At 47.7% G+C, this 26,557-nt stretch carries 20 protein-coding genes and 1 pseudogene; 13 read left to right on the top strand and 8 right to left on the bottom strand.

Going from position 1 to position 26,557, the window contains the following annotated elements; translation table 11 throughout:
* Positions 1 to 12: 12 nt before the first annotated feature.
* Positions 13 to 2,241 carry a tetratricopeptide repeat-containing hybrid sensor histidine kinase/response regulator gene (locus RQM65_RS16495; RefSeq protein ID WP_314016518.1) on the top strand — a complete coding sequence of 743 codons (2,229 nt, stop codon included), beginning with the start codon at positions 13 to 15 and terminating at the stop codon, positions 2,239 to 2,241.
* A gap of 149 nt (positions 2,242 to 2,390) precedes the next feature.
* Here RQM65_RS16495 and carB read toward each other — a convergent pair whose 3' ends face one another.
* Both carB and rpmH read right to left on the bottom strand, forming a co-directional pair.
* Entirely contained in the window at positions 2,391 to 5,246 is a 2,856-nt protein-coding gene (gene carB, locus RQM65_RS16490; RefSeq protein ID WP_314016517.1) for a carbamoyl-phosphate synthase large subunit, read from the bottom strand.
* A 116-nt stretch (positions 5,247 to 5,362) separates the two neighbouring features.
* Positions 5,363 to 5,530, bottom strand: coding sequence for a 50S ribosomal protein L34 (gene rpmH, locus RQM65_RS16485; RefSeq protein WP_314016516.1), 168 nt, complete (start codon positions 5,528 to 5,530; stop codon positions 5,363 to 5,365).
* A gap of 185 nt (positions 5,531 to 5,715) precedes the next feature.
* Between rpmH and RQM65_RS16480 the strand changes: the two genes are divergently transcribed.
* Together RQM65_RS16480 and RQM65_RS16475 are read left to right on the top strand one after the other, a co-directional pair.
* Positions 5,716 to 6,606 (top strand): DUF6263 family protein, encoded by an 891-nt coding sequence (locus RQM65_RS16480; protein ID WP_314016515.1) that lies wholly within the window; start codon positions 5,716 to 5,718, stop codon positions 6,604 to 6,606.
* An 18-nt stretch (positions 6,607 to 6,624) separates the two neighbouring features.
* Positions 6,625 to 7,140 carry a DUF2892 domain-containing protein gene (locus tag RQM65_RS16475; protein ID WP_314016514.1) on the top strand — a complete coding sequence of 172 codons (516 nt, stop codon included), beginning with the start codon at positions 6,625 to 6,627 and terminating at the stop codon, positions 7,138 to 7,140.
* A 26-nt stretch (positions 7,141 to 7,166) separates the two neighbouring features.
* Here RQM65_RS16475 and RQM65_RS16470 read toward each other — a convergent pair whose 3' ends face one another.
* Together RQM65_RS16470 and RQM65_RS16465 are read right to left on the bottom strand one after the other, a co-directional pair.
* Positions 7,167 to 8,150 carry a lytic transglycosylase domain-containing protein gene (locus RQM65_RS16470; protein WP_314016513.1) on the bottom strand — a complete coding sequence of 328 codons (984 nt, stop codon included), beginning with the start codon at positions 8,148 to 8,150 and terminating at the stop codon, positions 7,167 to 7,169.
* A 63-nt stretch (positions 8,151 to 8,213) separates the two neighbouring features.
* On the bottom strand, positions 8,214 to 8,876 hold the full coding sequence (locus RQM65_RS16465) for an alpha/beta hydrolase (protein WP_314016512.1): 663 nt from the start codon (positions 8,874 to 8,876) through the stop codon (positions 8,214 to 8,216).
* Positions 8,877 to 9,063: 187 nt separating this feature from the next.
* Here RQM65_RS16465 and RQM65_RS16460 point away from each other — a divergent pair, with 187 nt between their 5' ends.
* Positions 9,064 to 9,357 (top strand): GNAT family N-acetyltransferase, encoded by a 294-nt coding sequence (locus tag RQM65_RS16460; protein WP_314016511.1) that lies wholly within the window; start codon positions 9,064 to 9,066, stop codon positions 9,355 to 9,357.
* A 152-nt stretch (positions 9,358 to 9,509) separates the two neighbouring features.
* Here RQM65_RS16460 and mtaB read toward each other — a convergent pair whose 3' ends face one another.
* The 3 genes and pseudogenes from mtaB to RQM65_RS16445 form a co-directional block, all read right to left on the bottom strand.
* Positions 9,510 to 10,883, bottom strand: coding sequence for a tRNA (N(6)-L-threonylcarbamoyladenosine(37)-C(2))-methylthiotransferase MtaB (mtaB, locus tag RQM65_RS16455; protein WP_314016510.1), 1,374 nt, complete (start codon positions 10,881 to 10,883; stop codon positions 9,510 to 9,512).
* 132 nt (positions 10,884 to 11,015) lie between these two features.
* Positions 11,016 to 12,197, bottom strand: coding sequence for a GlmU family protein (locus tag RQM65_RS16450; protein ID WP_314016509.1), 1,182 nt, complete (start codon positions 12,195 to 12,197; stop codon positions 11,016 to 11,018).
* Between the two features lie 357 nt (positions 12,198 to 12,554).
* Positions 12,555 to 12,803: pseudogene (locus RQM65_RS16445) on the bottom strand (type B 50S ribosomal protein L31); the annotation flags it as partial.
* A gap of 168 nt (positions 12,804 to 12,971) precedes the next feature.
* Here RQM65_RS16445 and RQM65_RS16440 point away from each other — a divergent pair.
* From RQM65_RS16440 to RQM65_RS16410, 7 genes are all read left to right on the top strand, one after another.
* Positions 12,972 to 13,493 (top strand): DUF4199 domain-containing protein, encoded by a 522-nt coding sequence (locus RQM65_RS16440; RefSeq protein WP_314016508.1) that lies wholly within the window; start codon positions 12,972 to 12,974, stop codon positions 13,491 to 13,493.
* Positions 13,494 to 13,540: 47 nt separating this feature from the next.
* Positions 13,541 to 14,515 (top strand): glycosyltransferase family 2 protein, encoded by a 975-nt coding sequence (locus tag RQM65_RS16435; RefSeq protein WP_314016507.1) that lies wholly within the window; start codon positions 13,541 to 13,543, stop codon positions 14,513 to 14,515.
* Between the two features lie 153 nt (positions 14,516 to 14,668).
* Complete coding sequence (locus RQM65_RS16430; protein WP_314016506.1) at positions 14,669 to 16,378, top strand: phospho-sugar mutase; 1,710 nt, start codon at positions 14,669 to 14,671, stop codon at positions 16,376 to 16,378.
* Between the two features lie 16 nt (positions 16,379 to 16,394).
* On the top strand, positions 16,395 to 18,218 hold the full coding sequence (locus RQM65_RS16425; protein ID WP_314016505.1) for an ABC transporter ATP-binding protein: 1,824 nt from the start codon (positions 16,395 to 16,397) through the stop codon (positions 18,216 to 18,218).
* A gap of 115 nt (positions 18,219 to 18,333) precedes the next feature.
* Entirely contained in the window at positions 18,334 to 18,876 is a 543-nt protein-coding gene (locus tag RQM65_RS16420; protein WP_314016504.1) for an RNA polymerase sigma factor, read from the top strand.
* A 141-nt stretch (positions 18,877 to 19,017) separates the two neighbouring features.
* Positions 19,018 to 19,530, top strand: a complete 513-nt coding sequence (locus RQM65_RS16415) for a hypothetical protein (protein ID WP_314016503.1) — start codon at positions 19,018 to 19,020, stop codon at positions 19,528 to 19,530.
* A complete protein-coding gene (locus RQM65_RS16410; RefSeq protein WP_314016502.1) occupies positions 19,523 to 19,969 on the top strand; it encodes a hypothetical protein in 447 nt (148 codons plus the stop codon). Before RQM65_RS16415 ends, RQM65_RS16410 begins: the two co-directional genes overlap by 8 nt.
* A 52-nt stretch (positions 19,970 to 20,021) precedes the next feature.
* Here the strand turns inward: RQM65_RS16410 and RQM65_RS16405 are convergent, their stop codons facing one another.
* Positions 20,022 to 21,065, bottom strand: coding sequence for a WD40/YVTN/BNR-like repeat-containing protein (locus RQM65_RS16405; protein ID WP_314016501.1), 1,044 nt, complete (start codon positions 21,063 to 21,065; stop codon positions 20,022 to 20,024).
* A gap of 266 nt (positions 21,066 to 21,331) precedes the next feature.
* Between RQM65_RS16405 and RQM65_RS16400 the strand changes: the two genes are divergently transcribed.
* Together RQM65_RS16400 and purL are read left to right on the top strand one after the other, a co-directional pair.
* A complete protein-coding gene (locus RQM65_RS16400; protein WP_314016500.1) occupies positions 21,332 to 22,567 on the top strand; it encodes an RsmB/NOP family class I SAM-dependent RNA methyltransferase in 1,236 nt (411 codons plus the stop codon).
* Between the two features lie 93 nt (positions 22,568 to 22,660).
* Positions 22,661 to 26,527: a phosphoribosylformylglycinamidine synthase gene (gene purL / locus RQM65_RS16395; protein ID WP_314016499.1), complete on the top strand. Its 3,867-nt coding sequence runs from the start codon at positions 22,661 to 22,663 to the stop codon at positions 26,525 to 26,527.
* Positions 26,528 to 26,557 lie beyond the last annotated feature (30 nt).

The following is a 26,557-nucleotide window of genomic DNA, read 5'->3' as shown; positions in this document are numbered from 1 at the left end:
CCAAGCAAGCCTATGACCTTCCGAATCCTTCTTCTGCTTTGTTTTATATTCTGCTGGCCACAGAATAGCTCATCCCAAGAAAATCTTGCCCAACAAAATGATACGCTACAGACGATTATCGAAAAATCGAATAAAGCCTATGATCGCTATGATTATAAAAATGTCATAAAGCACGGGGCATCGCTCATTGAAAGGGGGAAAAGACTGAATGACGACCATGCTACATTTTTGGGATACGATATGCTAGGAGGCGTCTATTCAGAAATCGGCGATACCGTTAGAGGCAGAATGTATTCGGAGAAAGCGCTGGAAATAGCTCGTAACGCCCAAGCGGATAGCCTTATTTCTTGGGGTACTTTGAACCTTGCCATCTTTTATTCCGAAAGGCCGCAGACCTATCAAAAAGCGGTTGGACTTTTCGAGGAAAGCATCGCCATCAACAAGGAATACCAGCAACACAGTCAACTTCTACTGACCTACATCAATCTATCTTGGACGCATTTAGACCACGGTAACCCCGAAATGGCGTATACCGTCTTGAAAAAAGCCCTTTCGCTTTCCAGTACCTTGGAGGGAAATACGCTGAACAAGCACTACGTCGAAATGCTGCTGGGACGGTATTATTTGGCCACAAAAAAATACTCTCCAGCCATCTCCCGACTCAAATCCGTTGCAAAGGAGGCGGATAGGGATTCCATCGTTGACCTTGCCCTAGAAGCCTACGAACATTTGACCTTGGGATATCAAGGCATACAGGATTATAAAAATGCTTACAATAGTCTGACCAAATACAACCGGTACAAACAAAAATCCTTTACCGAAGAAAAAATCGAGGAGGCCGAAAAAGCGAAGGCAAAATTCAATCTTCAAGAGACCCAAAAAGACTTGAACGCCGCACTGCGGGAAAAACAATATTCAGAGCGACTCATCGCGAAGTCGAAAACCCTGAACACAATTTTTATTCTCGCTACCGTAATACTGCTCATTGCTCTTTTGGGGTTTTACCTACTTTTTAAGAGCAGAAAAAAATACATCGGCCGGCTCAAAACGAGAAATAAGGAACTGAAAACGGCCAAGGAAAAAGCCGAAAAACTATCGAAGGTCAAAACACGTTTTCTATCTACGGTCAGCCATGAACTACGCACCCCGTTATATGGCGTGATAGGCATATCTACCCTGCTCAGGGAAGATGAAGACCTCAAGGCCTATGAAGACGACCTCAAATCGCTTAAATTCTCCGCAGATTACCTATTGGCACTTGTCAATGATGTGCTACTGCTCAGTAAAATGGATGCGGAAGCGATTACGCTGTCACAGCAGCCCTACAAGCTAGGAACCCTGATTCAAAACATCGTCCGGTCCTTCGAATTCATCCTACAGAAGAACAATAATACATTGCATCTACAAATTCATGAGGATCTCCCCAATGCTTTGATCGGCGATTCGATGCGCTTATCGCAAATATTGATAAATCTAATCGGTAATGCCGCAAAATTCAACCAAAACGGTAATATATGGCTGACGTTGGATCTGGTCAAAATGACCAAAAAGAACTTATACAGAACCCGGTTTACCATCAAGGATGATGGTCCTGGGATACCGTTGGACAAACAAAAGGTGATCTTCGAGGAATTCTCGCAAATTGAACAGACCAATCATGATTACAAGGGCTCGGGACTAGGCCTGACCATAGTCAAAAAGCTATTGAAGCTTTATAAGAGTGACATTCATCTCAAAAGCGAACCTGGGGAAGGCTCAGAATTTAGCTTCGTTCTGAACCTCAAGGAAGATACCGTCAATCCAGGCAAAAGTCCCAAAAAATCTACTGTCCCAAATCTGGACGATAGTTTTAGAGAGCGTAATTTGCATGTGCTTGTGGTGGATGACAATAGAATCAATCAAAAAATTACACAAAAGATTCTCGAACGCCATCATATTGCATCCAGTCTTGCGAACGACGGGCAGCAGGCCGTGAACATGCATAAATCCCAAAAATTCGATATGATTTTGATGGATATCAACATGCCTAAAATCAACGGGATGCAAGCTGCTAAAATGATTCGGGATATCGATGAAAAGACTCCGATAATCGCTTTGACCGCCGTTGAGCTGGACGAGATACGGGATAAAATTCTCGATTCAGGAATCAGTGATATCATCCACAAACCCTATGAAATCCATGAATTTTTGAAAATGGTTCGAGACAACCTACCGTCCGAAACGGTCGATATACACAAGTAGGCAATAAGGCCGACGCGATTGTACGATATGCATGATGCTCGAAAAAACTACCGGTGCCGCAATTGATCTCTACCCACCTATTCCGTTGAATAGTAATGACTTGGGCAACGCATCGTTAGTTGCCAAGATTGAGGTGTTGCCCCGTTGAGTTACTTCGAAAGGTACATCTTCCGTCGTGTGTATAGGTCGTAAAACTGATCGTCTTTCAGATTATCGATAAACAGAATGCTCTCCCCCGTGCTTTTCATCTCCGGTCCCAAATTTTTATTTACGTTCGGGAATTTATTAAAGGAGAAGACCGGCTGCTTGATGGCAAACCCGTCCAGATGCGGCTTAAACTCAAAATCCTTTATCTTTTTCTCGCCGAGCATCACTTTGGTAGCGTAATTTACATAAGGTTCCCCGTAGGCCTTGGCGATAAAGGGTACGGTTCTCGAAGCCCTGGGATTGGCCTCTATGATGTACACAATATCGTCCTTGACGGCGAATTGAATGTTTATGAGTCCCACTGTATTGAGCGCTAGGGCAATTTTTCTGGTGTGGTCCTTAATCTGTTGCAGTACGAATTCTCCCAGGTTAAAGGGCGGAAGCGTAGCGTTCGAATCCCCGGAATGTATGCCACAGGGCTCGATATGCTCCATGATTCCTATAATGTAAATATCCTCGCCGTCGCAGATGGCATCGGCCTCGGCCTCTATGGCCCCGTCGAGATAATGATCGAGGAGCAGTTTGTTATTGGGAATCTTCCGCAAGAGGTCCACCACGTGCTCCTCCAGCTCTTCTTTATTGATGACAATTTTCATGCCTTGCCCCCCGAGTACGTAAGAGGGCCGTACCAAGAGGGGGAAGTTCAGCTTATCGGCCAGTTCGAGGGCTTCGTCCGCAGTTTCGGCGACCCCAAACTCGGGAAAGGGAATGTCATTCTCCCGCAACAGCTCCGAAAAACTGCCCCGGTCTTCGGCGAGGTCCAGGGACTTAAAACTGGTCCCGATAATCTTGATACCGTACTTGTCCAACTTTTCCGCCAACTTCAATGCGGTCTGTCCTCCTAACTGTACGATGACACCTTCAGGCTTTTCGTGCAGGATAATATCGTAGATATGCTCCCAGAACACCGGTTCGAAGTACAGCTTGTCCGCCGTATCAAAATCAGTGGAAACCGTTTCGGGATTGCAGTTGATCATAATGGTCTCATATCCACATTCCGCAGCGGCCAGTACCCCGTGTACACAGCAATAGTCAAATTCGATGCCCTGCCCTATCCTATTGGGGCCGGACCCGAGCACCACGATTTTTTTCCGATCCGAGACGATGCTGTCATTTTCGACATAACGGGTACCGTCCGGTCTTTCGATTTCCGCCTCGAAAGTAGAATAGTAATAAGGTGTCATGGCCTTAAATTCAGCGGCACAGGTGTCGACCAGTTTATACACCCGATTGATCTCCATCTCCTCTGTCCGTTTTTTATGCACCTCGCTTTCATAGCAATCCAACATGTGGGCGATCTGGCGATCGGCAAAGCCTTTTTGCTTGGCCTCCAGCATCAGGTCACGGGTAATGCTGGCGATGGTATATGTGGATATCTCCATTTCCAGCTGATGCAGTTCTTCGTACTGCTTTAAGAACCACATGTCGATCTTGGTGATCTCATGGATCCGGCTGAGCGGAATCCCCAACTGAATGGCATCGTAGATCACGAACACCCTGTCCCAACTCGGGACGGTCAGTTTACCGATAATCTGGTCGTAGTCTTTATAGCCCTTGCCATCGGCGCCCAGACCGTTTCTTTTGATCTCAAGGGACTGGGTGGCTTTGTGCAGTGCCTCTTGGAACGAGCGGCCGATACCCATGACCTCCCCGACGGATTTCATCTGTAGGCCCAGGCTTCGGTCGGAACCTTCGAACTTGTCGAAATTCCATCGCGGTATCTTTACGATAACATAGTCCAACGTCGGTTCGAAAAGGGCGGATGTAGATTTCGTAATTTGATTTTCAAGCTCGTTGAGATGATAGCCGATGGCCAATTTAGAGGCGATTTTAGCAATGGGATATCCCGTGGCCTTTGAGGCCAGGGCTGAAGATCTCGATACTCTGGGATTTATCTCTATCGCTATGATATCCTCGTTCTCATCGGGACTTACGGCGAACTGTACGTTACATCCCCCGGCAAAATCACCGATACTGCGCATCATATGAATCGCCATATCACGCATCTTTTGGTAGGTCTTGTCGGAAAGGGTCATGGCCGGGGCGACCGTTATGGAATCGCCGGTATGGATGCCCATTGGATCCATATTCTCAATGGTACAGATGATGACTACATTGTTGTTATGGTCCCGCAAGAGTTCGAGTTCGTATTCTTTCCAACCGATCAGGGCCTTGTCGATCATCACTTCGTGTATCGGGGATATCTCGAGGCCTCGGCTGAGCATCTCGTCAAATTCCTCCGGCTTGTAAACTATAGATGCCCCTGCGCCCCCTAAGGTATAGGAAGCCCGGATGACTAGGGGAAATCCGAATTTTTGCGCGATTTCCTTTCCCTGTAAAAACGAGGTGGCCGTCGCTTGTGGCGCCATTCCTACCCCGATTTTCAGCATCAGCTCACGGAATTTCTCCCTATCTTCGGTAATGTTTATCGCATCGATATCGACTCCTATAATCTCCACGCCAAAATCTTCCCAAATTCCTTTTTCATCTGCCTCGATACAAAGGTTCAATGCGGTCTGTCCGCCCATGGTCGGAAGTACGGCATCGATTTCCGGATGTGCCTTTAATATCTCGATAAGGGATTTTGTGGTAAGCGGTTTAAGGTAAACGTGGTCGGCCATGGTCGGATCGGTCATGATAGTGGCCGGGTTACTATTGATCAAGACGGTTTCGATTCCGTCTTCGCGAAGGCTTCGCAAAGCTTGAGATCCGGCGTAGTCGAATTCACAGGCCTGGCCGATAATAATGGGGCCAGAACCTATGATCAATATCGATTTTATATCTTCTCTTTTGGGCATGGTCTGTTTTGAGTATTAGGGTTCTACGGATATTACGTTGCTACGGAGGCGATTAGGCAAAAAAAAGGTGCTACTTAAAAAAGTAACACCTACATATTTCGAAAACGTTGGACTCATTATTTTTTGTGTCTCGGCTCGGAGGATACAGATAGTTTTTTTCTTCCTTTTGCCCTTCTGCGGGCCAATACCTTGCGGCCATTGACAGATGCCATGCGTTCCCTGAACCCATGTTTATTCTTTCTTTTACGCTTCGATGGCTGATATGTTCTCTTTTGTCCGGGCATCTCTGATACTTTTCTTGATTGTTGAAACTTGAAGGTTCGTCCCCAAAATTCCGGTGGCAAATATACAAAGCCTTTTTGCTTTTGCAAACGGATTTGAAAAATTATTTTTACCGAGGCACCATCCTCTGTAAATCCCTTTTTTTACTACTTTTGCAGCCTGAATTAAAGCTAGTTATTCTTTGGCTATGAAATACGTTGCACCTTTGTTTTTTCTATTTTTTTCCGGATACGGGCTAAGCGCCCAAACCGTACTGGAATATAGCTTGAACAAAGATGAAACGTTTACTGTAAAACAGAATGCCGAACAGGTCATTACACAAGAACTTGACGGCGCCGCCCACGAAATTGTCAATACCGTTCAGGGTACCCTAGAATTCAAAGTACTAGCAGAACGTGACGGTACCTACGAAATCGCCATGACCTTTAAAGATCTCAATCTGAAAATGATCTCTAGCATCCAAGGCGAGCTCATGAACGTAAGAGCAAAAGAGATCAATGAAGACGACATACAATCGAAGGTCTTCGCCAGCTTACTGAACCGGCCCGTTCAATTGGTTCTTGCCAAGACCGGCGCTATTCTAGAAGTTAAGGGAGGTGACGGTCTGGTATCAATAATGGCCGATGCATCGGGACTCAAGGATGATTTTTCGTTGAATATTATGAAAAAGTCGCTTCAGAAAGAATTTGGTTCCGAAGCCCTTTCCCAGAGCTACGAACAGATGACCTTTATCTATTCCGAGAACCCTGTCGAAGTCGGGGATAGCTGGACCAATAGCTACTCCGGTAAACTTGAAGCCGAAAACACCTGGGTACTGGAAGCCTCGACGCTCGATGAATTGATAATCAACGGAATGGCCGACGTCAGCCTAGACGTGACCGAACCTGCCACCTCGATGCAGCTTAGCGGCACGCAGCGCACCAGAATAATCGCCGATCCCATTTCCGGGTTTATAAAAAAAATGACGGTCGAAGGGCGATCAGAGGGCATTTCGACCATGACCCAAATGGACAACCAAGAAATACCGACCATCATAAAATCGACAATCAGCTACGAAAGAGTCAATAGCGCTTTATGACCCAAAACCAAAACACGTATGTTCAATAAAAATATAAAACTTGTCATTGCCGGTCTTATCATTGCCTATGCCGTATACCAATTTGTCGATGGCAACATTGGTAACGGCATCTTCTTGATATTGCTATCCCTCATATTCATCTTTCTGTATTTTAGGAACGAACTGATCCTGCTTGCCTTTCTTCGCATGCGCAAGCAAGATTTGGAGGGCACCCAAAAATGGCTCGATAAAATCAAGAATCCCAAAACCGCCCTGATCACCAAACAGCAAGGCTATTATAATTACCTTCACGGCATCATCTATTCTCAGAAAAACCTGACCACCGCAGAAAAATATTTCAAGAAAGCCCTGAAATTGGGGTTGACCATGGATTATGACATCGCTATGGCCAAATTGAGCCTCGCGGGCATCTCCATGCAAAAGCGGCGCAAAAGAGAAGCTACAAAATTACTTCAAGAGGCCAAGAAATTGGACAAGAATAACATGCTGACCGACCAGATCAAGATGATGCAACAGCAGATGAAGAAAATTTAAATCGGTGAAGTACGAGCCTGCGAAAGTTACCGGCCCACATTCTTTTGGCCGGTAGTCTTGTAGTAGCCCACTTTAGGAATAGCAATATTATATTTCTTTTTGGAACTATTGTTCAAATGCGGCTCCCGCAGCCAGGGATTATGTCTCTTAAGGATCTTATAGCTGATTTCATATTTCTGGGCAAAATCGGCGAAGCTGAGAACCGGTTCATCTACTTCGACCTCAAATGTGGGCACGGCCGTGTAGAGGTCCTCTTCCTGAAGATCAAACCCGTATTTTTTCGGATGGCTCAGAATTTCCTTGATCGCCATAATCCTAAAAACATATCTGCCGGTTTCCTGTCCCAGTAGCAGGTCGTAATAATCATCGACTTGCTGAATCCCGAGATAGCGGTCGATAGCCCCCGTGCCGGCGTTATAGGACGCGGCAGCCAGCGTCCACGTACCGTACTTCTTCTTGTATTTGTTCAAGTAATCGCAGGCAACCTGGGTGGCTTTTTCCAGATGATAGCGTTCATCGACATTGTCGTTCACCTCGAGACCGTACTGTCGCCCGGTAGCCTTCATAATCTGCCAAAACCCTGTGGCCCCTGCGGGCGATCGCACATTTTGGAGTCCACTTTCAGCTACCGCCAAATATTTAAAATCATCGGGGACTCCGTTCGCGGCCAGTATCGGTTCGATTATAGGAAAATACATGTTGGCTCTTTTGATCAGCAGTACGGCATTGGACTGCCAGTAGGTGTTGACCAAAAACTCACGGTCGATGCGCTCCATGATCTCGGGGTCGCCTTGAGGAACTGTCTCTCCAGCAAAATTAAGGTCTTCGGGAATGTCTATGGCGGAAATCCGGTATTCCCGAGCGACATTTTTATGTGGCATGGGTTCAGTGGAATCGGATAACTTTTCCGTGTCCGGTGCCAGCTCACTACTGCCCTGAACGGCATATATCAATGTGCTGATCACAAAAAAAAGTCCTAAAAGCGCCAGTCCGTTTTTTAAAATCTTCATTTTTCTAATTTGGTATTTTTCTGTTGACTCCCTACTTCAGTTAAATATAATATTACAACTCCATTATTGCAAAATAATTGCAGGTAAATGTTCATTAAACCATTTTGCCCTGTGAATGATCATGGTATGGGTGCCGTTTTTAACGGGTATGCAGTCCTGAATATTGCGGATCGGAAAAACCGGATCGTTCACTCCATGAATGTGCACTAGGTTCTCCGGCGGATCGGATTGGGACCAGTTTACAATTTGATCGAGCGACCAATCGATATACGTCTTGTCGCGCAGGGATAGGTACTCCTCGTACAGGGCCAAACGTTTGGTGACGGTTTCCCCAAAGGCATATTTAGCCAACAGTTCTACATTGTTGACCAGACCCGTGGGTAAAATTTTATGGATATGTGTGTACTTGGCAAAATGCATTCTCCGAGGCAGTTCCGAGGCCCTTTTTACACTGGAAACGATGATAGTCTTTCGCACTGGCATCAGTTTGGCCATCTCCTGTACCAACATTCCTCCGAAAGAAACCCCGATCAAGACGGGGTTTTCATGGTTCACCTTACCGATCATGATATGTGCATACTCCTTTAAATCCATTCGTTTTTCAGGAACGAACCATTCCAATAGATGGGTCTCGAACCTATCGCCCGGCAAACTGATGTACTTAAAAATAGAAGGATTGGCGGCCATTCCCGGCATGAAATACACATGAATTTTCTCACTGGCCATAAATAATTCGAATTGGGCGGGGCAACCCCATGAGGTAATTAGGATTTTAACATAGTATTCACTACTTTTGTAAATACCTTCGGGGTAATCCCAATAATTTTTTTAACCAAGGCAAAAGTAGCTAAAAATACGGCTTGAGAACACCATTCTTTTTTCTACGGATGTCGAAAACACAAATCCTAACTATATGAATGAAGTAGAAATCATCGACAACAGTTTCTTGCGTCAATTTGAAACTACGGTCAACGGGCATTTGGCCAAAATCGAGTATTCCTCGCAAGAACGAAAAGTATTTCTTACCAAATTAGTAGTTCCGGAAGAAATTACCCAAGTGGATTTCAAGGAAGATTTCATTAAATCGGTGCTTAACCACATTCAGGAGCAAAACCTTCGCGTGGTACCCACAAGTCCTCAAATCGCGGGATTCCTAAGGAAAAACAGACAGTACAAGGGAATGTTGCCCGTTGGTATCAGAATCTAGTAATTCTTTAGGATGAACTTGTAAAAATCCCGCCGATCGGCGGGATTTTTAGTTTGCGTTCCGAGTTACAGGTCGTACGCGTGCCCTTGTCCAGCTTTCCAAATTACCACCGGCTGAAGACAGATGGGATGCGAGCATGGTACGTGTAAAACCTACCGGATAAGCTCCTGTTCCGAAGGCATGACAGGCGCTGCCTCGCGCGCAACAAATTCAAAGCGCACCAGACCGTCGTCGGCAATTTCAGTCAATGCTACCTGATGCAAGGTGTTCACCAATGCGGGGTTCCACGGGGCTTTTACCTTGACGTAGTTCTCGGTGAATCCGTGAATATACCCGGCCTTGTTTTCCCCTTCGAACAAAACCTGGCGCAGCGTGCCCAGTTGACTTTCGTAGAATGCCCTTCGTTTTTTGGCCGACAGGCCCCGCAACATCTTGCTACGTTTCTTTCGCACTGCCATAGGTACTGCCCCGTCCATAGTCGCCGCGGGAGTATTGTCCCTTTCCGAATAGGTGAATACATGCAGATACGAAATATCGAGCTCGTTCAGAAAGTGATAGGTTTCCAGAAAGAGTTCGTCCGTTTCCCCAGGAAAGCCGACAATAACATCTACCCCGATGCAGGCGTGGGGCATAGTTTCCCTGATCTGCTCGACCCGATCCGTATAAAGTCCGCTCATATAGCGCCGCCGCATCCGTTTTAGCAATTCGTCGCTGCCACTTTGCAGGGGGATGTGGAAATGGGGCACGAACGAAGTACTCTCCGCCACGAAATCAATGGTTTCGTTCTTTAAGAGGTTGGGTTCTATGGACGAAATCCGTAACCTATGGATGCCTTCCACCTCGTCCAAAGCCCTCACCAGATCTAAAAAAGTGTGCTCGTGCTTTTTATTCCCGAATTCTCCTTTGCCGTAGTCCCCGATGTTAACGCCCGTTAAAACGATTTCCTTAATTCCTTCTGCGGATATTTCCGCGGCGTTGTCGAGCACGTTTTGTAGGGTATCGCTCCGTGATATCCCCCGGGCCAGCGGAATGGTGCAATAGGTGCATTTGTAATCGCAGCCATCCTGTACTTTTAAAAAAGCGCGGGTGCGGTCTCCGATTGCATAGCTTCCGACATAAAAATTGGCATCCTCGATTTCGCAGGAATGTATTTCCGCCATTTTAGACTCCGACGACGGTCGGTTCAGAATATCGTGGATATAATCCGTAATCTTGAACTTTTCGGTGGCCCCCAATACGAGGTCCACTCCTTCGACGGCGGCCAACTCCTCTGGCTTTAATTGGGCATAACAGCCGACGGCCGCTACAAAGGCATCGGGATTTGCCTTTTGTGCCTTTTTCACAATGGTCTTAAAACGCTTGTCCGCATTCTCGGTGACCGAGCAGGTATTGATTACGTACATGTCCGCGTATTCCGAAAAATCCACACGCCTGAACCCTTCGTCCTTAAAACCACGGGCGATGGTCGAAGTCTCGGAAAAGTTGAGCTTACAGCCCAAGGTATAGAAGGCGACTTTTTTATCCATTTTACAAAGCTACAATTTCGGAATGCAAATATAAGAACTATGGACTAGCGGTCTGTCAATACTAAACGGAATTCATGGGGTATTTGGAGGTTCTAACGCTTGGGGGTCCCGTCATTTGGGACATCGGTCTAGCTAGACCTTATAATTGCGCCATCTTTTCGTAAGCTCAAAAACATGTTCGAGTATCCGCGCTTCTTTTTCATCGAAAGGCACATGTCTTCGTTCCATCATGACCTCGGCCGCCTCAAAGGCTTTCTTGGGCAGATAGGTCGTAAAGCCCGTCGCGCCGCCCCAGCTGAAACTGGGAACAAAATTCCTGGGAAATCCCGGATCGTAGATATTACAGTTCACCCCGATAACGGTACCCGTATTGAACATGGTATTAATGGCCGTCTTGCTGTGGTCGCCCATCATCAGACCGCAAAATTGGAGTCCCGTTTGCTCGAAACTTTCCGTGGCATAGTTCCATAAACGCACCTTGGCATAGTTGTTTTTTAGGTTCGAGTTATTACTACTGGCGCCTATGTTACACCATTCGCCCAGTACCGAATTGCCTAAATACCCGTCGTGGCCCTTGCTCGAATACCCGAAAATCACTGCATTGCTGATCTCGCCACAGACTTTGGACCAAGGGCCGACCGTCGTGGCACCGTAGATCATGGCCCCCATTTTTACGACCGCTCTTTCACAGAGGGCGAAGGCCCCGCGAATCAGGTTGCCTTCCCAAACTTCGGAATTCTTCCCTAAATAGATGGGACCTTCGGTGGCATTCAAGATGCTGTGCTCGACCCTCGCCCCTGCTTCCGCAAAAATACGTTCGGGACAGATCAAGGTATTCGACTTCGAGATTGGGGCACTGGTCCTTCCCGCGGTAATCAATTCGAAATCCGCCTCAAGGGCCTCCGCGTTTTTCTCAAAAATATCCCACGTATGCGCCACCCGAAGCGTGCCATCCTTATAATCAATGGTTTTATAGGACGAAAAATCGACTTCTTCCTGGGTTTCCCTAACATAGAAGGCAACGACCTCCTCCCCTTGAAAGATGGCCTCATTTTCTTGGAGACCGACGACGAGATCTACTAACTTTTGATTCGGTAAGAAGGATGCATTTATTAAAATGTTCCCCGCCATTTCTACCATGGGATATTTTTCGCTGAGATAATCCTCCGTTATGGTAGTGGTCGTATTTCCCAGGTATTTTTCCCATTTTTCGCGGATGGTGAGAATACCGATACGGATGTCCGCCACCGGCCTTATAAAGGTAAAAGGCAGCAGGTTGTCGCGCACGGGGCCGTCAAAAAGGATGTAGTTCATGGGATGCTATTTCGGCAAAAATAATAAATCGGGCGTATAGCTCTACAACGATAAAGTGTTGTGCATATTCTGTTTGCCCTGGAAATTTGTTCAACAAAATGGACAAAAAAAATGCCCTCGAGATTCGAGGGCATTTTATAGGATTGCAAACAACCGTTATTTTTTTTCTTCCTTGGCAGGGGTATCGGCCTTGGGGGTCTCCTTTTTAGGAGCTTCCGGCTTTGCCTCCGCCTTGGGTTTAGAAGCGTCTTTTTTTGGGGCTTCAGATTTCGCCTCGGCTTTTGGGGCCTCCTTTTTGGGGGACTCGGACTTGGTTTCCGCTTTTGGGGCCTCTTGCTCCGCTGGAGCCGCTTTTTTTTTCTTGAACTTGTCGTATTTGTTCTTGAACTTATCGATACGGCCGGCGGTATCCAGCAGCTTGGCCTTTCCGGTGTAGAAAGGATGCGAGGTCCTTGAAATCTCCAATTTCACCAAGGGGTATTCGGTACCTTCAACCTCTAGCGTCTCTTTGGTCTCCGCAGTGGATTTGGTCAAGAACACCTCGTCGTTCGACATGTCCTTAAAGGCTACCAATCTATAATTTTCCGGGTGGATGTCTTTTTTCATTGAGCTAAAATTTTACGCGCCCATTCCGACAGGCACTCATTTTAAGGGTGCAAATTTAGGTATTTTTTTAGGACTTGCAATTGAAACCTGTAAAATTAATGTACTTTTAGCTGTAATAAAAGCTTCAGTAGAACGAACGATCTAACAAACCACTAAATAATTTGAAAAATGGAAGAAAATCAGCCGAAAACAGGAAAATTTGCCTTGAACTACGGGCTGCTTATCGGCGGGGTCGGCGTAGTATTTGGCATTATGCTCTACATGATGGATATGCAGTATGAGCGGGGCATTGGCGTTCAGGGTGCCCAGATAGGAATCTTGGCAGTAGGGGTCGTCTTGGCCATCATCCAGTTTAAAAAAGCGAACCTCGGGTATTTGAAAATTTCAGATGCCTTAAAAGTCGGGGCGGGGGCGGCCTTGATCGCAGGTTTGGTAGGGCTGTTGTATTTTTTTGTCTTCTCTAACTTCGTAGAACCCGAATATATGGACAAGCTTACGGAAATTGGAAAACAGGAAGCCTTGGCGAGCAACCCGAACCTCACCGAGGAGCAAATTGATCAGGGCATAGCGATGCAAAAGAAATTTGCCTGGGTGTCATATCCGTTAATCCTAATTTTCAACATTATTATTGGACTTATTGTCGGTCTTATTACCGGTCTCATCATCAAAAAACAAAAGCCGGCGTATTAAATGACTGTTTGAAATTGTACTTTTGGACGGATTTATAGCGACAATCCATGAATCTATCCATCATCATACCCCTTCTCAACGAAGCGCAATCCCTTCAGGAGCTGCACGATTGGATCGTTACGGTTATGCGCTCAGAAGGCTATTCGTACGAGATAATCTTTATCGACGATGGAAGTACGGACCAGAGCTGGCAACTGATCCGCCAGCTCTCCGAAACCCACCCCCAAGTGCGGGGACTCCGTTTTCAAAAGAATTACGGGAAGTCCCAGGCCCTTCATGCCGGTTTTAAGGTGGCCCAAGGGGAAGTAGTAATTACCATGGATGCCGACCTACAGGATAACCCGGAGGAAATCCCCGAGCTATACCGGCTCATTCGGGAAGAGCATTACGACCTGGTATCTGGCTGGAAGAAAAAACGTTACGATTCCGTGCTCTCGAAGAACATCCCCTCGAAACTCTTCAACTGGGCCGCCAGGCGTACCTCGGGTGTCAAGCTGCACGATTTCAACTGCGGATTAAAGGCGTTTAACAAGGCCGTAATCAAAAATATCGAGGTATCGGGCGAAATGCACCGTTACATCCCCGTACTTGCCAAAAACGCGGGATTCGCGAATATCGGGGAAAAGGTGGTAGCCCACCAAGCGCGGAAATATGGAAAAACAAAATTTGGGATGGAACGCTTTATCAATGGATTTTTGGATTTGATCACCATTTGGTTCGTATCGAAATTCGCCCGTCGCCCGATGCATCTTTTCGGGGCCCTAGGTGTTCTAATGTTCATCATCGGCTTCGGATTCGCTATCTATCTCGGGATAGACAAGTTGTTTATCAATAAGTTCGGCCGCTTGATCACCGACCGCCCCCAGTTTTTCGTCGCCCTGACCGCCATGATTATCGGAACTCAATTGTTTCTGGCCGGATTCCTCGGAGAAATACTGGTGCGCAATAGAAGAAATGAGTCCCGTTACAGCGTTTCGGAGGGCGTTAATTTGGGAGAAAAAGAAAACGGTGTTGCCCCGTAATACATGTAGGGATGCTCGACACAGTCAGGCATCAAAACAAAAATCGGAGGCGCAGCATTTATCCCAAAAATTCCATATCTTCAAATCCTGAACGGTAGTTTATGCCGCTCGGCCCCATCAACCTGATAATTCAGTAACAAAACATCTTTTATTATGGAAAACACACTCAAGACCGCAAAGACCTGGCTTACCGATTTTTTTGATCCTGCCATTAAGAAGGAAGTACAACACCTTATCGAAAACGATCAAGAAGGACTGAAGGACCGATTTTATAAAAATATGGAATTCGGTACCGGAGGTATGCGCGGTATCATGGGTGTCGGCACTAACAGGATCAATAAATATACCTTGGGAAAGAGCACTCAAGGCTTGAGCAATTACCTGAAAGAGGTGTATGAGGGCGAGGAAATTAAAGTGGTCATTGCCTATGATTGCCGTCATAATAGCGATAGTCTTTCGCAATTGGTGGCCGAAGTGTTCTCCGCGAACGGTATCAAGGTCTATCGTTTTTCCGAACTTCGGACTACTCCCGAGCTATCGTTCGCCGTACGTTATTTAAACTGTCACGCGGGCATCGTACTGACTGCATCGCATAACCCCCCGGAATATAACGGCTACAAGGTGTATTGGTCCGATGGCTGCCAGATCGTACCGCCCCAGGACGGGGAAATCGTAGCGGCCATCAACGCCCTCTCCTATGAAGAAATCAATTTCGAGGGAAACGACGAGCTCATTGAAAGCATCGATACCGAGGTCGATGAGGCCTTTTTTGAGGCTTCGGTCGCCCACGGCGATTTCAATGTGCCCGGCAAAGACGACTTTAAAATCGTATTCACGTCGCTGCACGGCACTTCGATAACGGCCATTCCCGAGGTGCTGAAACGGGCGGGCTATAAAAATGTTACGATTATCGAGGCCCAGGCAGAGCCGAACGGGGATTTTCCCACGGTGGAATCCCCCAATCCGGAGGAACCGGAAGCCCTCTCCATGGCCATTGAAAAAGCGGAAGAAATTGGAGCGGACATGGTCATCGGTACCGACCCCGACAGCGATCGTTTAGGAGTGGCCGTACGGAACCTGGAAGGAAAAATGGAAATCGTCAACGGCAATCAGGCCATGATCATGATGACCCACTTTCTATTGGAGCAAAAAAAGAAAAAAGGTTTTGAAGGCAACGAATTCGTGGCAACGACCATCGTTTCTACCCCGATGCTGGAGGCTATGGCCAAGGCCTATGGAGTTACCTTCAAGACGGCCTTGACCGGATTCAAATGGATCGGCAAAATGATCAAGGATTATCCGGAACTTCAATTCCTGGGGGGCGGCGAGGAGAGCTTCGGCTATATGGTCGGGGACTTCGTCCGTGATAAGGATGCCGTCACCTCTGCCCTACTCGCTTGTGAAATCGGGGCCCAGGCCAAGGCCAACGGCAGCTCTTTTTTCAAAGACCTGATCGATTGCTACGTCGCTTACGGTTTTTATAAGGAACACCTGATTTCCCTGACCAAGAAAGGCATCAGCGGGGCCGAGGAGATCAAGCAAATGCTAAAGGATTTTAAGGAAAATCCCGTGCAGACCGTTGCCGGCTCCAAAGTAAAATGGATCGAGGACTACAACACCTCCGTCGCTAAAAACGTATTGACCGGGGAAGAAAAGCCCATCGACATCCCAAAATCCAACGTGCTGATCTATGAGACCGAAGACGGCACACGGATCGCCGCCCGTCCCAGTGGTACCGAACCCAAGGTTAAATTCTACATCAGTACGAACACTGAGCTTGAAAAGGCGGAAAATTTCAAAAAAGTGGATGCGGAGCTCGATGCCAAAATCGATCGCATCAAGAACGAACTCCAGTTGGGATAAATGCCTAAACGCCTGCATGACCTATTTTAGAAAAATTTTGCGTTTTGCCCGACCCTATCGGGCTTACGCTGTACTGAATATTATTGCCAATATTTTTTATGCCCTATTTGCCACTCTGGCCATGGTTTCGCTGTTTCCCATGCTCGCCGTGCTCTTCAAGCAGACCGAAAGCGTAGAGACCGAACCGGTGTGGACCGGCCTCGGGGATGCCAAGGAATATCTTTACGAATACCTCAACTTTTTTGTTACCCAAAAAGCAGGTGACGACAGTAGCGATGCACTGGTATTTATGGTATTGCTCGTCATCATCATGTTCTTTCTCAAAAACGTATTCGGCTATCTCGCCATGTATTTTATCACGTTTTTGCGAAACGGCGTACTCAAGGATCTCAGGAACGAACTCTATGACAAGACCATTGCATTGCCCGTATCCTATTATTCGGAGAAACGAAAGGGGGATACCATTGCGCGGCTGACTTCCGATGTGCTTGAAATCCAACACTCCTTTTTGTCCATTTTAGAGCTGATTGTCAGGGAACCTTTGACGCTGTTGTTCGCCATTGTCGCCATGGTCTCCATAAGTCCCAAATTGACACTATTCGTATTTATATTTCTTCCCTTATCGGGATTTTTGATTTCCCTGATCGGAAAATCCCTAAAACGGAAATCCGACCGCGTTCAGCGGGAACAGGGCATCTTTCTGTCCATTTTGGAGGAAACTTTAGGAGGACTGAAGATTATCAAAGGCTTTACGGCAGAAAATCGATTTAGCGGGAAGTTCCGGGAATCTACCCAGCGGTTCTTCCGGTATTCGAACACCCTGCTGAACCGTCAAAATTTAGCGGCCCCCGCCAGCGAATTCCTTGGCATTGCCGTAATAGGCGTGCTGCTCTGGTACGGGGGACAAATGGTACTCGTCGAAAAAAGTCTGGAACCCGAACTTTTTATAACCTATATGGGACTTGCCTATCAGATTCTTACCCCTGCCAAAGCCATCAGTAAGGCTTCCTACGGGGTCAAGAAAGGCAACGCCGCCGCGGAAAGGGTCCTGGAAATATTGGAAACCGAGAATCCCATCACGGACAGGCCGGATGCCGTGGAAAAGAAGGATTTCGAAACCGCCATTACCCTCGAAAATATCTCCTTTAAGTATGAGGACGATTATGTGCTAAAAAACTTTGACCTCAAGGTGCCCAAAGGTCAGACCGTGGCACTGGTCGGGCAATCCGGAAGTGGAAAAAGTACCGTGGCAAACCTGGTCACCCGTTTTTACGATGTGAACGAAGGCGAGATCAAAATAGATGGTAGCGACATCAGGCATATAACGAAGAAGTCGTTGCGACAACTTATGGGCCTGGTCACCCAAGACTCCATTCTTTTTAACGACACCGTGGCCAAGAACATTTCCCTGGGCAATGAAAAAGCCAGTCGCGAAGAAATCGTAGAGGCCGCCAAGATTGCCAATGCCCACGAGTTTATATCCGGCCTGCCCAGAGGGTACGACACCAATATCGGGGACAGCGGTAATAAACTAAGTGGGGGACAGAAACAGCGCTTGTCCATCGCGCGGGCCGTATTGAAAAATCCTCCGATCATGATCTTGGACGAGGCCACCTCCGCGCTCGACACCGAAAGCGAACGCCTGGTGCAGGATGCGCTTGAAAAAATGATGCGCAACCGCACCTCCATCGTTATTGCCCATCGCTTATCGACCATTCAGAACGCCAACAAGATTGTGGTGCTTCAACGCGGGGAAATCGTCGAACAAGGCTCCCATAACGAACTACTTGGGCGGAAAGGAGTGTATAAGAAATTGGTGGATATGCAGTCGCTGGGGTAAAGGAGTTTAAACCTTTTCCGTATTTTTTAGTCCCATTAAGAGACTGTTTTGAAATCTGTCGATTTTTTTTAATCACACAATTCAAAACGGTCTCTAAGAACCTAAGTCCGAATTTTTGATTGCCGAAGAAAATTTAGTGCAAGAGCTGCAGCATCCGCAAACGTCTTCGCAGGCGTTCGAGGTGCTGGTCGACACGTACAAAGAGCGGCTATACTGGCATATTCGCCGGATTGTGCTCAACCATGAGGATGCCGATGACGTACTGCAGAATACCTTTATTAAGGTTTACAGAAATATAGATGGCTTCAAAGGCGATAGCAAACTCTATTCGTGGATGTACCGGATTGCCACGAACGAGTCCCTGACCTTGTTGAAGAACAAAGCTAGAAAACTAGATATAGGCAATGCGGAACTGCAGGACAGAATGCTTCACAACCTTCAGGCGGACGTGTATTTCGAGGGTGATCAAATCCAGTTAAAATTGCAAAAAGCAATTGCTACCCTCCCGGAAAAACAGAAGCTTGTCTTTAACATGAAGTATTTCGAGGCCCTGAAGTACACCGAGATATCCGAAATTCTGGAAACGTCCGTAGGGGGATTGAAAGCTTCGTACCATCTGGCGGTAAAGAAAATAGAAGCCTATTTAAAAAAAGGATGAAAGGACGAAAAGATGAAGGACGAAAAGACAAAAGCCCATAAACTCAATTTAAACCCATAAAACAAACACCTAAACCTATAAACTCATAAACTCATAAACTCAACTTAAACCTTTTAAGTGTTTGGCAGTCAAACTAAAGCGATGAACGAACTAAACAACAAGAATCCGTTTAAAACTCCCGAAGGCTATTTCGATACGCTTTCCGACAGCTTAAAAGATAGGCTTTCCGAAGTAGAAAAAGGTCTTCCCGGGAAAGACGGTTTCGTTGTCCCCGACCACTATTTTGATGGCTTACAAGGCAGCATCCAGCAAAAATTGGAAGCCGAATCGAAGAAGGTCATCCCTTTTCATTCCTACAGAAAATATTATTATGTCGCTGCTTCCGTTGCTGCGGTTATCCTGTTGGCATTTGTGTTAAACAGGAATACATCCCAAAAAGTTACGTTCGAGGATATCGCGAATTCCGACATAGAAAACTATTTCAATGACAGCGAATTGGATTTTAGTCCCTACGAGATTGCCGAAGTTATACCGATCGACGAGCTCGAAATCGGGGACATGCTAACGGAAAATCTCAATGAGGATAGTATTTTGAACTATATCGACTACCATACCGAAAATGCCGAAGAACTAAACATGGAATACGATGAATAACATAATAAAAATAATTATTTTGTGCGCATTGATGGTTTCGTCCGTTATCTCCGCGCAGCACAAACCGGACGAGGAAAAAATAAAGTCCCTCAAAGTGGCTTTTCTTACCGAACATTTGGATCTGAGCTCCAACGAGGCCCAGAAATTTTGGCCCATCTATAATGAATACGATGAAAAAAGGGATGCCATGCGCGAAAAAAAATACAAGCAGGTCTATCGCAAAATAAAGGATGCCGAGAATCTGTCGGAAAAGGAGGCTAGTGAACTCATTGAGCAATACCTGGATTTTGAGGAGAGGGAAGAAGAACTGGACAAAAATTTTACCGAGAAAATAAGCAAGGTCATTTCAGCAAAAAAAACACTTTTATTACTTCGCTCGGAGCATGAATTTAAAAAACAGTTATTGAAGCGGTACCGGCATAAAAATGACGATAGATAATCCAGAATCCCAGACCCCAAAGGTTTTGAAAACCTTTGAGGTCTGCCTCCCACTATCGAAACGCCAACTTTGCCATCCTGTTCTTGCCCGCGGCATACGCAATAGAATCATTTAGAAATCGAATCGTATAGAACGAATCCGTCTCGGAGAGCTGCTGCCAAGACGCTCCCCTATCCGAACTATAGGAAATTCCCGTGAAGCCCAGCGCAACCATCCCGTTACCTTCGGAATTCGGGACAAATTGGATACAGCTTTTGTATGGTGGGTTTTGACCATCGACTATCAATCTCCAATTGATGCCGCCATCTTCGGTGATGGCCTTATTGGCCCGATTTTCTTCAGGCCTGGTGTAGTCGCCTCCGATCGCGACTCCTAAATCTTCATCGTAGAAGGCAATGGAATAAATGCCTTGGGTGGGTTCCTCACCCACTATGGGGGTTTGTTGAATCTCCCAAGATTTTCCCTTATCGGGGGAAAAATAAACACGCCCGCTTGTCGTGGCTATCCAAGTTTTGTCCCCGATAACTGCAATATTGGTGTTGCTGGCGGCAAAAGCGCCCTCTCCCTCGATACCATCGGGCAGCTCGGAACAGGACAGTTTGTTCCAGGAATTCCCTCCATTTCGCGTAACGATAATACTGAGGCAACCGTTCATGCTATCGCCCATGGCGATGCCCTCTTGGTCGTTCCAAAAGGTCATGGCATCATAAAATACGCCCTCGCCGGTTTCCGTATAGACCAGTTCCATTTTCCCCTCCATCCCTGTTTTGTAGAGTAAGGCGGGGTTCGAGACCGAGAGCATGAAAAAGTCGGAATTCGTATGCGCCACCGCCCTGAATTCAGGGGTGATGCTGTCGTATTGCTGCGTTCCTTCCCTGATTTTTCCGGTTAACAAGTCGATATTACCGAATACCCCGTCGCTCCCGGCATAGGCCAGGCTGTTATCCATCAGTTCAATGGCACGGATACTGACGGAATCCTCATAAATGGTCTCAATGGTTACCGAGGTGAAAGGCAGTGATTTCTTATCGTCTTTTTTATCCTCCGAACAGGAGAATAGGAACAGAACGAACAAAATAAATACAAGGTTTCTCATGAGCGAACATTCAATTTTCTAAAATTAGCCAATTGACCCGCCCCTCACGTTCGGGGGGAAATGGTTAGGGCCGGTCGATAGTTTTTGGGATTCTCTCTTCGGTAAATAGGGTTCCATTCAAACCCCGCCGAACGAGCCAAGTTTTGGGATGGGGATTGAGAGGTCTCCAACCCGAACTGAACTGGTCAAGCCGAATGTACGCCTTATTGAGGAAATTCCCATCAATTCCTATGGAGTTCACTACCTTTGCCGCCTTAATTTGGAGGATGAAATTACACAGAAATCTGGTATTCGCGATCATAGATGCATTAAACCTGATCTTCAACGAAGGGCAATACGCCGACAAGGTCGTGCAAAAAGTCTTAAAGTTCGATAAGCGCTGGGGCAGTCGGGATCGCGGTTTTATTGCCGAGACCACCTACGAGATGGTGCGCTATAAAAGGCTCTATGCCGAAATCGCCGAGGTGAAAGCGCCGTTCAGCCGTCCGGATCTGTTCCGGATGTGGGCTGTATGGGCCGTATTAAAGGGAATAAAGCTGCCGGATTGGAAGCAAATCGAGCCCACCCCCGAGCGGCGTATCAAGGGACGCTTCGACGAACTTTCGAAAATCAGGAAGTTCCGGGAAGCCTTTCCCGATTGGATCGATGAACTTTGTGTCGAGGTTTTGGGAGAGCAATTATGGACGGCCGAAAGCGCCGCGCTCAACCAACAGGCAGAGGTGATTTTACGAATCAACACCCTGAAAACTAATAAAAAAAACCTGCAGAAAGTCTTATTGGAAGAGGATATCCTCACCGAGCCTATTTCGTCATCGGGAAAGGCGAGCCGAAAATATCCCTCGGCCTTGCGGCTACCCGAACGGGCCAACGTTTTCGTGACCGACGCCTTTAAAAAGGGGATGTTCGAGGTTCAGGATGCCAATTCACAATTGGTCGCACCCTTTTTAGACGTACAACCGGGTATGCGGGTGGTCGATACCTGCGCCGGCGCGGGAGGGAAATCCCTTCACCTGGCCGCCTTGATGGAAAATAAGGGGCAGATCGTTGCGATGGACGTCTATGGCAGCAAACTGAAGGAGCTCAAACGCCGCGCCCGCAGAAACGGTGCGCACAATATCGAAACACGGGAAATCGACTCCACCAAGGTCTTTAAAAAGCTATACGGCAGTGCCGACCGGGTATTGATCGATGCGCCCTGTACGGGCCTGGGGGTCATTCGGCGCAATCCCGATACGAAATGGAAACTGCAGCCGGAATTTTTAGAGAAGATCACCAAGACCCAGCAAGAAATCCTGCGCAGCTACAGCAAGATCGTAAAACCGGGAGGTAAGTTGGTTTACGCTACTTGCTCGATACTTCCGCAGGAGAATTACGCCCAGGTGCAGTCCTTTTTGACCTCCGAGGAAGGCCAGGGTTTTTCTTTGGAAAAGGAAAAGAAAATCTTTGCCTCGAAAAGCGGGTTCGACGGATTCTATATGGCCTTGTTGACAAAAAGTAATTAACAACCACTTCCCATTCTGTTAATTGTTACTATAAAATCATTGTCTGAAAATCCGTAAATTTGCGTTTTACAACCCATATAATTTATACCGTCGATGATTTACTTTTTCGGGGATGCGAAAGCCAAGGTTTACGCCGTTCAAACCCAACACGAACTTTCACAGGAAGACATCAATAAACTCATCTGGTTGTTCGGCAACAGCCCCAAAATCAACACGGCGTCATTGGACGCCTTTTTTGTTGGTCCCCGGGCCGCCATGATTACACCCTGGAGTACCAATGCCACTGAAATCACCCAGAATATGGGTATTTCTGGCATCGTCCGTATCGAGGAGTTTCAGGCAGTTGACAGGGATTTTACCGATTTCGACGCCATGCTTTCCCAAAAATTCGACGGGCTGGGGCAGGATACGTTCAAGGTGGATGTAGTGCCCGACCCCATTTTCGAAATCGATGACATTGCTGCCTATAATGAGAAAGAGGGACTCGCATTGAACGGGGAAGAGGTCGAATACCTGAACGGATTATCTAAAAAAATGGGACGCAAATTGACCGATTCCGAGGTATTCGGATTCAGTCAGGTCAATTCCGAACACTGCCGGCATAAAATATTCAACGGGACCTTTGTCATCGATGGTCAGGAGATGCCTTCCTCCTTGTTCAAATTGATCAAAAGAACATCCCAGGAAAATCCCAATGGCATTGTATCGGCCTATAAGGATAATGTAGCTTTCGTTAAAGGGCCCCGAGTCGTCCAATTTGCCCCAAAATCCGCCGACGGACCCGATTTTTATTCGGAAAAGGATTTCGATTCCGTGATATCCCTAAAAGCGGAAACCCACAACTTTCCCACCACCGTCGAACCTTTTAATGGGGCCGCGACGGGCTCGGGTGGCGAGATTCGCGACCGGCTGGCCGGCGGCAAAGGTTCGTTGCCACTGGCGGGTACGGCGGTGTATATGACGGCCTATTCCCGATTGAAAGAAGGTTCGGATTCCGGTAGCGGAGCCGCTTCATCCGACCCTGCCCAAGCCAGACCTTCCGGCTCCGCTCTAGACAGGCCGTGGGAAAACGCGATGCCTGAACGCGATTGGCTCTACCAGACCCCTATGGACATCCTGATCAAGGCCTCCAACGGGGCTTCGGATTTTGGGAATAAATTCGGACAGCCTTTGATTGCGGGATCGGTATTGACCTTTGAGCATTCCGAAGAAAATAGAAGGCTCGGCTACGACAAGGTCATCATGCAGGCCGGGGGAATCGGATATGCAAAAGCGGAACAGGCCTTGAAGGGCACCCCGAACGCAGGGGACGACATCGTCATCCTAGGTGGCGACAACTACCGTATCGGAATGGGCGGTGCTGCCGTGTCGAGCGCGGATACTGGGGAATTCGATTCCGCCATCGAGCTCAATGCCGTGCAACGGTCCAATCCCGAAATGCAGAAACGGGCCGCCAATGCCATCCGAGGGATGGTCGAAAATGACAGCAATCCCATTGTCTCCATCCACGATCACGGTGCAGGGGGACACCTCAACTGCCTGTCCGAACTCGTCGAGGATACCGGCGGGAAAATCGATTTGGACAAGCTTCCCGTCGGAGACCCTACCCTATCCGCCAAGGAAGTGATCGGCAACGAATCACAAGAGCGAATGGGGCTGGTCATCGGTCAAAAAGACACCGATCTGCTCGCCCGGATCGCCGAACGCGAACGATCGCCGATGTACACCGTGGGCAAGGTTACCGCTGACGACCGATTTACCTTTGCCTCCGCATCCAGCGGCCAAATGCCCATGGACGTCAACCTCTCCGATATCTTCAGAAGCTCCCCCAAGACGGTCCTGACCGACACCACTATCAAGAGAACCTACCAAGATGCGGACTATTCCCTCGAATTTTTCCACGATTACCTGCAACAGGTGCTGCAGTTGGAAGCTGTCGCCTGTAAGGACTGGCTGACCAACAAGGTCGACCGCTGCGTCGGCGGACGGGTGGCGAAACAACAATGCGCGGGGCCTTTGCAGCTGCCCCTGAACAACTGCGCCGTCATGGCATTGGATTTCAGGGGCATGGAGGGCATCGCCACGAGTATCGGCCACTCCCCCATCTCGGGAGTGATCGACCCTACCGCCGGAAGCAGAAACAGCATCGCAGAGGCGCTGACCAACATCATCTGGGCCCCGCTGGAAGAAGGACTAAAATCCGTTTCCCTTTCCGCCAACTGGATGTGGCCTTGCAAAAACGAGGGCGAGGATGCCCGGTTGTACGAGGCCGTCCAGGCAATTTCGGACTTTGCCATCGACTTGGGCATCAACGTGCCCACAGGCAAGGACTCCCTTTCCATGAAACAAAAATATCCCGATGGCGAGGTCATCTCCCCCGGAACGGTCATTATTTCCGCCGCCGGCCACTGTTCCGACATCACCAAAGTCGTGGAACCCGTATTACAAGAGGCTGGGGGGTCGATTTACTACATAAACCTGTCGAAAGACCCATACAAATTGGGAGGTTCATCCTTTGGACAGGTTCGAAATGCCGTCGGAAATGAAGCGCCCAACGTTATCGATACCCCTTATTTTAAATCCGCCTTTAATACCATTCAGGCTCTAATTAAAGAGGGACAAATCGTTGCCGGTCACGATGTTGCATCCGGAGGATTGATTACCACCTTATTGGAAATGTGTTTTGCCGACAACGACTTGGGAGCCGAATTGGACCTATCCGATTTAGGGGAATCCGATACCATAAAATTGCTGTTTTCCGAAAATACGGGTATTGTTTTTCAGGGGGATGCGTCCCTCGAGAAAACCCTTTCCGAGGCCGAAATCGAATTTGTAAAAATTGGGGAAGTCGTGTCCGAAGGTACATTGACCATCAAGAACGGCGGGATGGAAATGGGATTGAACATCGCTTCCTTACGGGATACCTGGTACGAAACCTCGTTCTTATTGGATGACCGACAGACCGCCAATGGCCTGGCGAAGGAGCGGTACAATAATTATAAGGAACAAAGTTTAAGGTACAAGTTTCCGGATAACTTCACGGGCCAACTGTCTCCTCGAGCGCAGTCGAGAGGTCATGACGGGGAGGTCTCTACTGCGCTCGACCGGACAGAAGGTGGCGGCGACTCCACGATCTCGACCGAACCTGTCCCCAGCGATGACAAGAGGCTCGACGGGACATCGGGCGTCACTTCGGGCGCAGTCGAGAAGCCAAAAGCCGCCATTCTCCGAGAAAAGGGCAGCAACTCCGAGCGGGAGATGGCCAATGCCATGTACCTGGCGGGCTTTGATGTCAAGGACGTGCATATGACCGACCTGATTTCGGGCCGCGAGACCTTAGAAGATATCCAGTTTATCGGGGCCGTCGGAGGCTTCTCCAATTCCGATGTTCTGGGCAGCGCCAAAGGATGGGCGGGGGCCTTTAAATACAACGAAAAGGCGAATACGGCCCTTAAAAACTTCTTCGCCCGGCCCGACACGCTGTCCATCGGCATCTGCAACGGCTGTCAACTGTTTATGGAACTGGACCTCATCAATCCCGAGCACCAAGTTCAAGGGAAAATGACCTATAACGATTCCCACAAGCACGAAAGCAATTTTGGTTCGGTAAAAATCCAAAAAAACAACTCCGTGATGCTATCCGGTCTGGAAGGCTGCAGCTTGGGGGTATGGATTTCACATGGCGAGGGCAAGTTCGTCCTCCCCCTATCCGAAGAAAACTACGATATCGTGGCGAAATACGGGTATGAGGGCTATCCTGCCAATCCCAATGGCAGTGACTACAATACTGCAATGCTCTGCGACAAAACCGGTCGGCATCTTGTAACCATGCCGCACATCGAACGTTCCATATTTCCATGGAACTGGGCCCATTATCCAAAAGAGAGAAACGACGACGTTTCGCCGTGGTTGCAGGCCTTTGTAAATGCCAAGGAGTGGGTCGAGCAAAATAAGCTTTAACAGTTACCCATTAAATTTTTTCCTATATTT

Source organism: Pricia mediterranea, from assembly GCF_032248455.1.
GTDB lineage: Bacteria > Bacteroidota > Bacteroidia > Flavobacteriales > Flavobacteriaceae > Pricia > Pricia mediterranea.
The sequence above is the reverse complement of the archived record's forward strand: the minus strand, read 5'-3'. Positions and strand labels throughout refer to the sequence as shown.

What these genes read in the sequence shown, in the direction of transcription:
- RQM65_RS16495 (WP_314016518.1), top strand. Translation starts at nt 13, where the DNA reads ATGACCTTCCGAATCCTTCTTCTGCTTTGTTTTATATTCTGCTGGCCA.
- carB (WP_314016517.1), bottom strand. Translation starts at nt 5,246, where the DNA reads ATGCCCAAAAGAGAAGATATAAAATCGATATTGATCATAGGTTCTGGC.
- rpmH (WP_314016516.1), bottom strand. Translation starts at nt 5,530, where the DNA reads ATGCCCGGACAAAAGAGAACATATCAGCCATCGAAGCGTAAAAGAAAG.
- RQM65_RS16480 (WP_314016515.1), top strand. Translation starts at nt 5,716, where the DNA reads ATGAAATACGTTGCACCTTTGTTTTTTCTATTTTTTTCCGGATACGGG.
- RQM65_RS16475 (WP_314016514.1), top strand. Translation starts at nt 6,625, where the DNA reads ATGTTCAATAAAAATATAAAACTTGTCATTGCCGGTCTTATCATTGCC.
- RQM65_RS16470 (WP_314016513.1), bottom strand. Translation starts at nt 8,150, where the DNA reads ATGAAGATTTTAAAAAACGGACTGGCGCTTTTAGGACTTTTTTTTGTG.
- RQM65_RS16465 (WP_314016512.1), bottom strand. Translation starts at nt 8,876, where the DNA reads ATGGCCAGTGAGAAAATTCATGTGTATTTCATGCCGGGAATGGCCGCC.
- RQM65_RS16460 (WP_314016511.1), top strand. Translation starts at nt 9,064, where the DNA reads ATGAATGAAGTAGAAATCATCGACAACAGTTTCTTGCGTCAATTTGAA.
- mtaB (WP_314016510.1), bottom strand. Translation starts at nt 10,883, where the DNA reads ATGGATAAAAAAGTCGCCTTCTATACCTTGGGCTGTAAGCTCAACTTT.
- RQM65_RS16450 (WP_314016509.1), bottom strand. Translation starts at nt 12,197, where the DNA reads ATGAACTACATCCTTTTTGACGGCCCCGTGCGCGACAACCTGCTGCCT.
- RQM65_RS16440 (WP_314016508.1), top strand. Translation starts at nt 12,972, where the DNA reads ATGGAAGAAAATCAGCCGAAAACAGGAAAATTTGCCTTGAACTACGGG.
- RQM65_RS16435 (WP_314016507.1), top strand. Translation starts at nt 13,541, where the DNA reads ATGAATCTATCCATCATCATACCCCTTCTCAACGAAGCGCAATCCCTT.
- RQM65_RS16430 (WP_314016506.1), top strand. Translation starts at nt 14,669, where the DNA reads ATGGAAAACACACTCAAGACCGCAAAGACCTGGCTTACCGATTTTTTT.
- RQM65_RS16425 (WP_314016505.1), top strand. Translation starts at nt 16,395, where the DNA reads ATGACCTATTTTAGAAAAATTTTGCGTTTTGCCCGACCCTATCGGGCT.
- RQM65_RS16415 (WP_314016503.1), top strand. Translation starts at nt 19,018, where the DNA reads ATGAACGAACTAAACAACAAGAATCCGTTTAAAACTCCCGAAGGCTAT.
- RQM65_RS16410 (WP_314016502.1), top strand. Translation starts at nt 19,523, where the DNA reads ATGAATAACATAATAAAAATAATTATTTTGTGCGCATTGATGGTTTCG.
- RQM65_RS16405 (WP_314016501.1), bottom strand. Translation starts at nt 21,065, where the DNA reads ATGAGAAACCTTGTATTTATTTTGTTCGTTCTGTTCCTATTCTCCTGT.
- RQM65_RS16400 (WP_314016500.1), top strand. Translation starts at nt 21,332, where the DNA reads ATGAAATTACACAGAAATCTGGTATTCGCGATCATAGATGCATTAAAC.
- purL (WP_314016499.1), top strand. Translation starts at nt 22,661, where the DNA reads ATGATTTACTTTTTCGGGGATGCGAAAGCCAAGGTTTACGCCGTTCAA.